Origin of the sequence: Pseudoalteromonas sp. S4741, from assembly GCF_005886135.1 — a bacterium.
Lineage (GTDB): Bacteria > Pseudomonadota > Gammaproteobacteria > Enterobacterales > Alteromonadaceae > Pseudoalteromonas > Pseudoalteromonas tetraodonis.
In genome coordinates this window covers 24,113-33,338 of sequence record NZ_PNCN01000009.1, presented here as the reverse complement: position 1 = coordinate 33,338, position 9,226 = coordinate 24,113, and the positions used below count along the sequence as shown (strand labels likewise).

Here is a 9,226-nt window from a genome sequence, read left to right as displayed (position 1 = left end):
GGTCAGTTCCCTGAAGCAATCCAAAACGCGATTATTGAAAGTATGGATACTCACAACGCAATGGCCATGAAAGCTCTATCAAGCGACTTAGTGTCTAAAGGCATAGCGAGCTTGGTATTCGACATGCTAATGAAAGGTGTTGCTGCTAAGAGCAATGAGCAACACAGTTAGTAATCATATTTAATTAAGTAAAGCCCTTAAAACAAAGTGTTAGGTTGTTACGGTAAAACAACTCTGTACCAAAAGTTTAAAAAGGGCTTTTACTATTAAATCAATTAATCATTCTTCGTATTTAATTACAAAGCACCTTTAAAGTGCGTTTGAAACAAACAATCGACTTATATGTACTGATGCTACTAAGCAAGCTTTCATTTATTGCCTGGTTACGATTTATCATCTAAATAAAATAGCAAAAGTATCAATAGTACATACAAGATAAATTTGAAACCCATCAATTGCGCCTACCTCTTAAACTTCTGTTCTAAATCTTGCTACAAATTTCTCCTGTCTAATACTGGCAATACGGGGAGTAATAATCATATTTTCGCTAGTTATTATTTTTAAGAGCAGTCATTTAGAGCCATTTTTTTAAAGGTAATGTGGGCTATTTTTAGGGGGAGCTGAGCACAAGAGCCTTTCAATACTAACCAAAAACGACCTGGAAAACTCTCCAATCACTTCACATACCTATCTGATTTGGATATTTGCTATGTGATTCCATGGCTGAAAAGTAAGCTCTCTTGGATATTTTCTAATGTAATACTCGTTAAATCTGGATAATTTGTTGGGTAATCCCCTAACTGCTTTTATTCCAGATATGAGGAATGATTTGTATCAAACGCAATTAACTGATCTGTCTTGCGTCAATTAACTTTATCTTTTAATTCCACTTACTGTGCCGTTGAAATTTAGTTGCTAGAGCAATTATGGGTCTCGTAAAGGACTTTTATGATTTTAAAAATAGATATAAAAAATTATAAGGTCTCTAAACAGGCTCATCGGAGGCTGTTGGAAAAAGTAGGTTAATCAACTATTACAGAGTCAAATTATGGGATGGTGGTTCTATTTGGCTTTCACATGTGAAACTTTAGCAGCTATTCCTTACAGAAATAGCTCGATAAATAACCTTAAAATGCATTTTTAAATCTTTTTACAATGTTTTTTATTTGTATATCAATCGCTTAAGTTGCACCCCTCTGTATTTGCCCAAAATGGACAGTTTGGCAGTTCTGGTTTGATTAAAAATTCATAGATGATTGCTCATGACATAAAACAACTATTCAGGAGTAATCATGAACGAACAAAAAGCTTTAACAGAACGTCTCCTAACATACGAGGAGGTGTGTGCAGTTTTACAAACATCGCAGGCAACGCTGCGTCGTTACGTAAAAATGGGGTGGTTTCCTGCACCTATAAAACCTAATCCATGCGGCAGAGCCGTTCGTTTTCGTTGCCAAGATGTTCAAGCATGGCTAAATAACCTTTAGGTGGAACGTATGCAATACAAGTTACAAAAATATGGTCTTTATTACCTTAATTCTGATAAATGGCAAAAGATAGGAGGATGGATTCAGGTTGTTGCACGCACTCGCTTATCTGATAAACGCGGGGGTTATGGCGTTCTGCTTGAATGGAAAAACTATGATGGCATTAAATTGCGGGAAGTGATTTATGCACGAGATCTTAATGGTGACCATGCTCGTCATATACGGGATATGCTCATTGACACTGGTTATCCATTAATACCCGCTCAGCCAAGCTGGAGTCGATTACTGCAGTATTTATTAGAGCAAATGACCAATGCAAACCCTGCGATAGTAGTTAACCGTACAGGATGGCACGGGAAAGTTTTTTCAACAAGTAACTGGACTATAGGCACGGAAACAGAGCCTCATTACTTTGTGGGGCAACTGTCGAGTGAACCAATAATTTCGGAGCAGGGTAAGCTTATTGATTGGCAGCAAAATATAGGTGAATTATGCAGAGGAAACCCATTAGCTATTTTTAGCATTGGTACTGCATTAGCAGCGCCGTTGTTAGCCAGAACGGGAATGGAAAATGGTGCATTTCACTTTGTTGGCTCCTCTTCTGTCGGTAAAACAACATTACTGCAGTTAGCCGGTAGTGTGTATGGAGGGAAAGGCTTTGTTCGTAGCTGGATCTCCACAAGTAATGGCCTAGCAGCTGTATCATCAGAGCATAACGATATGCTATTGCCGTTAGATGAGATAGGCATGGCACGTCCTGAAGATATTGATACAGCGATTTATCAAATAATGAATGGCGCAGGGAAGCTGCGAGCCAATGTTTCAGGTGATTTAGCCAAAACTTCACATTGGCGAACGTTAGTATTAAGCAGTGGTGAGGTTTGGATAACTGAATTGTTGCAACAGCTAGGTAAACAATTACGAGCTGGGCAACAAATTAGAGTGGTAGAAATTCCTATTTTTGGTGCTCATGGTACTTTCGATAATTTGCATGGACGCCCTAACTCACAAAATTTTGTGGATGAGCTTAAAGGATCATGTCTGCGCTATCATGGCACAGTGATACGTACATGGATTGGGTTACTGACAGAGGTGGATGATGGGCTTGATACCTATCTGACAAAAGAAGTAAGCAGGTTAACTAGTCTGTGGGTTAATGAAAAAATGGCATCGCAGGTACAGCGAGTAGTTAGGCGTTTTGCTCTGGTAGCTGTTGGATTATGTCTGGCAAATCGTAATTATATTCTTCCTTGGACAGAAGATGAATCGATTAATGCGGTACATAGTGTACTAATTGCTTGGCTGAATAATCGTGGGCACTCTAGAAACTCAGAGGAGTATCTACTGCTAAAGACGTTAGGGAAAAATCTAGCTATTTGGCAGCGAACTATTATTCCTATTGATAAAAGCTCTAATAAGCAGGTAGCGGGTTATTCTTGGTTATTGAATGATGAAGAAGTTTGGCTAATAAGCAAAGATGTTTTTTTAAAAAAACTCAATCTTTCAACACACTACATGCGTGAGGTTCAAATACTACTCCAACATAAGTTGCTTATTAGTAATGAACTCTCCAGGGGAACCTACAGGAAAAAGGTTAATACTGATTTTAAACGCTTTTTCGCACTTAGGCCCAATGAAGTACGAAAACAGCTGACAGAATTGGAGCGAGTAAAAGATGAAAATTAATAAGGTGTTCCCAGTTTCCCAGTTTACCCAGTTTAATTTGATACCAAAAGGGAGGGAGTGAAAGTGAAAGTGACCGAGAAAGAAATGTTGCAGCGAATACTGCACGATATAATGGTATTAAAAAAGCTTTTTCAAGACAGTATCAGTACAGATAAAACAATTGATATTGGAAAGGATATATTAAATACCGAAGAATGTGCTGAACTCACAGGCCTAAAGAAAAGCACGCTTTACAGGCTTACTCATGAACGGAAGATTCCCTTTTTTAAACCAAATGGAAACCGTGTGTTTTTTAAACGAACTGATATTATCGACTGGTTACAATCTAACCGTGTCCCTTCTGCTACAGAAATAGATAGAGAAGCAGCAAATCACTTAGTTAGACATCATAGAAGGGCTCCATGATTTAATAATCAAACTATTTATATTCAGGGGAAGGGCGATCCCCTGAATATTCATCTATTAAATTCATGCAAAAATTTATATTGTGTTGATGAGTACCAGTGTTGAATAGGGGGTAAAAAAACCTTTAACTTTAGAGTGAGTTTACGTTTTCATCATTGAATATATCAGGAAAGTTTCTCATGGCTGAGGTGCGTTTTGACTCTATTATATCAGCATATATCTCTGTAGTTTTTAGTTCACTATGGCCTAAAAGCCGTGATAATGAGTAAATATCTACACCTAGAGATAGCTGACTAACAGCAAAAGTATGCCTAGCTGCATGGAAAGTAATGTCTTTAGTTATTCCTGCTCGCATGACCCATTGTGCTAACGCTACATTGGTATAAGAACTATATTTCAGCCCAGTAAATACTCTTTCGTATGGTTTGCCACGATTTTTTAAGTTAAGAAGTTGAACAGCAGAATCGGGGAGATCTAAATACTGTAAACTGTTACCTGAACTCTCCAGCTTCTTTTGTTTAAATATAATCCGGTAATGGCCATTTGCAAACTCCTCTATTTCTTGCCAAACCAGTTTATTAATATCTGACCAGCGAAGGCCTGTAGTACATGAGAATAAAAATGCATTGCGTAGAACTTCGTAACGGCATTCTGTTTTAGCTAAACCTCTAACCTCATCAAGTGTTAAGTAGGCTCTTTGTGTATTTTCAGGTTTTATTGAACTTACAAGCGTTACAGGGTTGTCGCGAATAATACCGTCTCTATAGGCTTTGTTTAAAGCTGCTCTAATTTTATTAAAATAGGTACTGGTTGTATTTTTAGATAGCTTAGCTTTTGATTTTGTTAGCGCCTGATGTTGTAGGTAATACTTAAAACCTTCAAGAAAGTGCTTGTCTAGCTGTTCAAAGGTGAGCTCAGACTTAGCGTGGTAGTTATGTAAATGGTTGCGCGCTGAAATCCAAATAGAATAATTGGATTTACTGCCTGTAGATTTACTCTCAACTAATTCATCGTAGTAGTCAAAAAAGCTAGCAGATAACTTAGTTGTATCGTTAAGGTTATGCCTACCAGATTCATACTCCAGTAGTCTCTTTGCACGAATGGCTTCAGCTCTTTGCATAATATCTTTATTATGCTGGCGCTCAATCGCTTGGCGTGGCTTTTTATAGACAAATAAACTTAGAGGCTCGTATGAGCGGTTTTGCTCTCTACTGCCATTGTGAGTCGTTTTTGAACCGTGATAATAAACTAGGCGAAGGCTTTGTTGACCCAGCTTATTAACTTCACGTTTTTGAATGCTAATTTTCATTTTTTTACCCTTTTGTGCTCCGTGTGCTCCGAGACTATAGCCTCGGAGCGTATGCGGAGCAAGATAGGGTAAAGCCCTTCAAATTAAATCATAAGAGTTATAATTAAATTTATTTAAAATCAAACGCTTATTATGATTTAGTTTGATTTGTTTTGATATAATTAGCGTAATTACTTTCCGATACAGAACGAGCTAAATATTTTGCCAAGTAGATCATCTGAGGTAAATTCACCAGTTATTTCGTTAAGATACTGCTGCGTTAAACGCAGTTCTTCAGCCAAAATTTCACCGGCCACATGCATTTCTAATTGTGTTTTACCGGTATCTAAGTGGTAGGCTGCATGCTCAAGGGCATCTAAGTGACGACGACGCGCCATAAATCCACCCTCTGTGGCCCCATCAAAACCAATACAGGCTTTTAAGTGCTCACGCACAAGTTCTATACCGTCAGCATTTTTAGCACTTAAACTGATGACCGGATATTGTTGCTTTTGATCCATACCGACTACATCACCTGATAAATCGGCTTTGTTTCTGATCACGGTCACGCCCATACCTTGGGGTAACTTAGCCATAAATTCTGGCCAAATAGCATGAGGGTCGGTATCGGTTGTATCGGTGCCATCAAGCATAAATAATACCCGATCGGCTTGGTTTATTTCATCCCAGGCTCGTTCAATACCTATTTGTTCAACGCGATCTGGGCTTTCACGCAGGCCTGCGGTGTCGATTATATGTAGTGGCATACCATCTATATGTATATGCTCACGTAGTACGTCTCGAGTGGTGCCAGCTATTTCTGTTACGATGGCCGCTTCTCGTCCTGCTAATGCATTAAGTAAGCTTGATTTACCTGCATTAGGGCGACCAGCAATTACGACGCGCATACCTTCGCGCATTATGCTGCCTTGTTTGGCTTGATTGGTTACGGCATTAAGTTGCTCAATAATGGCATTTAAATCACCGCCCACTTTTCCGTCTGATAAAAAATCGATTTCTTCGTCAGGAAAATCAATAGCTGCTTCCACATACATACGTAAGTGAATGACTTTTTCTACTAGGGTTTCTATGTGCTTAGAGAATTGGCCTTGAAGTGACTGTAGGGCGCTTTTAGCTGCTTGCTCACTGGTTGCATTAATTAAGTCGGCGATTGCTTCTGCTTGAGTTAAATCAAGCTTGTCGTTCATGAACGCACGCTCAGAGAATTCACCAGGCTTTGCTAAACGTACACCGTCTATTTTACTTATTTCTTTAAGTAGCATATCAAGGACAACAGGGCCACCATGGCCTTGAAGTTCGAGTACATCTTCACCGGTAAATGAGTTTGGGCCAGCAAAGTAAATCGCAATACCTTGGTCAAGTTGCTGACCTGCAAGGGTGTTAAATGGCACATAGTCGGCATAACGAACTTTAGGGACTTTGCCTATTATTTTTTCAGCAACCTGTTTGGCTAGGTTTCCTGAAACGCGAATAATACCAACACCGCCTCGGCCTGGGGCAGTGGCTTGTGCTGCAATTGTATCGTGATTGATCATGCGGTTTATTTGCCAACTTAAATAACGTAATGGCGGTATTGTAACCTATCAAATAGGCACTCGCGAATGCTGTTATAAAAAATTGACAATAAAAAAGGCGACCTAAGTCGCCTTTATATAAGTAGGGAGTTTAATCGCCCCTTACTTTAATTCCTTTTTTTTCCATGCCACGGTAGATGATCAACATCTGGACAATAGAAATAAGGTTAGACACTAACCAGTAAAGTACTAAACCAGATGGGAACCATAAGAAGAACACAGAGAAGATAACCGGCATAAAGGTCATCATTTTTTGCTGCATTGGATCGGTAACCGTCATAGGTTGTAGTTTTTGCGTTATAAACATACTCGCACCAAATAAGATTGGTAATACGTAGTATGGGTCTTTTGCAGAAAGGTCAGTTAGCCAAAGTACAAATTCAGCGTGACGAAGTTCTGTAGACTCTAAGAATACATAGAACAAGGCTAAGAAGATTGGCATTTGGAGTAAAATAGGGAAACAGCCACCCATAGGGTTTACTTTTTCTTTACGGTACATTTCCATGGTCGCTTGGCCGAATTTTTGACGATCATCGCCATACTTTTCTTTTAGCGCCTTCATCTTAGGCTGTAACGCACGCATTTTAGCCATTGAGGTGTACTGTGCTTTAGTCAGTGGATACATTAATGTTTTAACGATAATAGTGATGGCAATAATTGCTACACCCCAGTTACCTAAAATGCTGTGTAACCATTTTAATAGTACAAATAACGGCTGAGAGATAAACCATAACCAACCGTAATCAACGGTTAAGTCTAGGTCAGTGTGAATCGCTTCAAGTTTATCTGACTCTTTAGGGCCCATGTAATAAGTTGCAGTAAGTACTTGTTCACTACCAGCTTGAACATTTACCGCTTCGTCTTTAACACCAATAATAGCTGCGTTACTTTTAGTGATTAAACTATAAAGTGTATTCGCTTGATCTTGCATTGGTACCCAAGCACTTACAAAGTAATGCTGAATAAAGGCAACGTAACCACCTTGGGTATTAATGTTTAGGTTTTTATCGGCCATATCTGAAAAACTATACTTTTCGTATGGTTCCTCATCTGTACCGTATGCAGCCCCTAAATAGTTTTGATCAACCATGCTGCCTTTTTCTTGTACGGTACGCTTTATTTGTGTGTAAAGCTGTACTTGTACAGGCGCGCTGGTGGTGTTGTTAACTTTATATTCTAAGCCAACATCATACTGACCCTTTTTGAATACATAAGTCTTAGTAAAGCTTACACCGTTGCTGTCGGTAAATTGCAGTGGAACGCGAAGCTCATCACCTGTTAAGGTGTAAGAGGTTTGCTCTGATTGGTAAGTAGGACGACCATTTGCAGATGCATCTGGGCCATTTAAACCTATTAAACCACTTTGTGAAAAGTATTGTTTACCATCAAACTCACCAAGTAGCATGTAAGGAACATCACTGCCTTTGGTTTCTTTATAATTAATTAAGTTTGTTTCAACAATGTCACCGCCTTTGGTGTCAATTTTAACTTTGAACACGTCAGTTGTAATATCAATGACTGAGCGTTTAGCTAAAGTAGTTGAAGCAGGTAAACCAGAGTCTGATGAAGCTGGAACATAATCATCTGATTCCGGTGAGTTTGCTTTTAGTGTTTGTGTAGTGGCACTAGGATCGGCTTTTGGTGTGTTGTAGTCATTATTCCATTCTTGAAATAATAAAAACGACACTAGCATTAGGCCGATGAATAAAAACGTGCGTTGCGATTCCATAACAGCTCTTATTTCTCGTGTTGGTGGTTAATACGGGTTAATTTTTCAGGAACGGGGTCGTCTCCACCTGAATGTAAAGGATGGCATTTTAATATGCGTTTAACAGCTAACCAACTCCCTTTTACCGATCCATGCAAATTTATTGCTTGAATAGCGTAACTAGAGCATGTTGGATTAAAACGACAATGCGGACCCAATAGCGGGCTAATCCACTTTTGATAACCGCGGATAAATAAAACTAAACAACGTGTTGGTAAAGCAGCAAGTGGTTTAAGTAACCTCATGTTGTACATGCCCCTACGTTATGTTTAGTGAATAGATACCATGTATTTAAAGACTCACTATGAGATTTTAAACGCATGATTAAAAGGTGAGCTAAAGATACCTTAATTAACCCTGTAATTCTATTGCTATTGGGTTTGTTTAGTCGATTTAGCTGATTTGTTTGGGCGTTTTTTAAATGGTGGCGGTTTAGGGGCACCAGGTTTGCAGCGTTCATTAATCTTACGCCACAGCTTTGTAAGTTGTTTGGTTAATTCTTCATTAGACTGTTCATCAATGCCACTTTTAACCATCAACACAATATCAATATTATCGAGAGTATGTTGGTTTAAACGAAAACTTTCGCGAGCAAGACGTTTAATACGGTTTCGTTGACATGCCTTTTTTACACGTTTTTTAGCAACAGTAAGGCCTAACCTAGGTTTAGACTGGTCACTTGGTTTTGCTAATAAGGTAAAGAAAGGAGTTGCAGCCCGAGCGGGTTCGTTAAATATGCGAGAGTAATGCGAGGGAGTTAACAGACGTAACTCCCTGCCAAAGCTAAAGTCTTCCACTTATAAATTAAGCAGAAAGAACTTTGCGGCCTTTAGCACGGCGACGAGCTAATACTTTACGGCCATTTACAGTTGCCATACGAGCACGGAAACCGTGTGTACGTTTGCGTTTTAAAACGCTAGGTTGAAAAGTTCTTTTCATAACAATCTCATCCGATCGGTTAAAGTTAAAACATCCTATGCAGGTCGCGATCCTGGCA

At 39.1% G+C, this 9,226-nt stretch carries 9 protein-coding genes; 3 read left to right on the top strand and 6 right to left on the bottom strand.

The window, feature by feature from the left end; all coding sequences use genetic code 11:
- Positions 1–1,292 precede the first annotated feature (1,292 nt).
- The 3 genes from CWC30_RS01175 to CWC30_RS01165 all read left to right on the top strand — a co-directional run bounded on the left by CWC30_RS01175 (position 1,293) and on the right by CWC30_RS01165 (position 3,578).
- Positions 1,293–1,487, top strand: coding sequence for a helix-turn-helix transcriptional regulator (locus CWC30_RS01175; RefSeq protein ID WP_138626205.1), 195 nt, complete (start codon positions 1,293–1,295; stop codon positions 1,485–1,487).
- A gap of 9 nt (positions 1,488–1,496) precedes the next feature.
- On the top strand, positions 1,497–3,173 hold the full coding sequence (locus tag CWC30_RS01170) for a DUF927 domain-containing protein (protein WP_138626204.1): 1,677 nt from the start codon (positions 1,497–1,499) through the stop codon (positions 3,171–3,173).
- 63 nt (positions 3,174–3,236) lie between these two features.
- Positions 3,237–3,578 carry a helix-turn-helix transcriptional regulator gene (locus tag CWC30_RS01165; RefSeq protein WP_249929804.1) on the top strand — a complete coding sequence of 114 codons (342 nt, stop codon included), beginning with the start codon at positions 3,237–3,239 and terminating at the stop codon, positions 3,576–3,578.
- A 130-nt stretch (positions 3,579–3,708) separates the two neighbouring features.
- Here CWC30_RS01165 and CWC30_RS01160 read toward each other — a convergent pair whose 3' ends face one another.
- The 6 genes from CWC30_RS01160 to rpmH form a co-directional block, all read right to left on the bottom strand.
- Positions 3,709–4,887 (bottom strand): site-specific integrase, encoded by a 1,179-nt coding sequence (locus tag CWC30_RS01160; RefSeq protein ID WP_138626203.1) that lies wholly within the window; start codon positions 4,885–4,887, stop codon positions 3,709–3,711.
- A gap of 170 nt (positions 4,888–5,057) precedes the next feature.
- Positions 5,058–6,422, bottom strand: coding sequence for a tRNA uridine-5-carboxymethylaminomethyl(34) synthesis GTPase MnmE (mnmE, locus tag CWC30_RS01155; protein ID WP_138626202.1), 1,365 nt, complete (start codon positions 6,420–6,422; stop codon positions 5,058–5,060).
- Positions 6,423–6,552: 130 nt separating this feature from the next.
- Positions 6,553–8,190, bottom strand: a complete 1,638-nt coding sequence (yidC, locus tag CWC30_RS01150; protein ID WP_036980721.1) for a membrane protein insertase YidC — start codon at positions 8,188–8,190, stop codon at positions 6,553–6,555.
- A gap of 8 nt (positions 8,191–8,198) precedes the next feature.
- Positions 8,199–8,474 (bottom strand): membrane protein insertion efficiency factor YidD, encoded by a 276-nt coding sequence (gene yidD, locus CWC30_RS01145; protein ID WP_024601490.1) that lies wholly within the window; start codon positions 8,472–8,474, stop codon positions 8,199–8,201.
- Between the two features lie 126 nt (positions 8,475–8,600).
- Entirely contained in the window at positions 8,601–9,026 is a 426-nt protein-coding gene (gene rnpA / locus CWC30_RS01140) for a ribonuclease P protein component (protein WP_008467046.1), read from the bottom strand.
- A 7-nt stretch (positions 9,027–9,033) separates the two neighbouring features.
- Positions 9,034–9,168, bottom strand: coding sequence for a 50S ribosomal protein L34 (gene rpmH / locus CWC30_RS01135; protein ID WP_008112968.1), 135 nt, complete (start codon positions 9,166–9,168; stop codon positions 9,034–9,036).
- Positions 9,169–9,226: the final 58 nt, after the last annotated feature.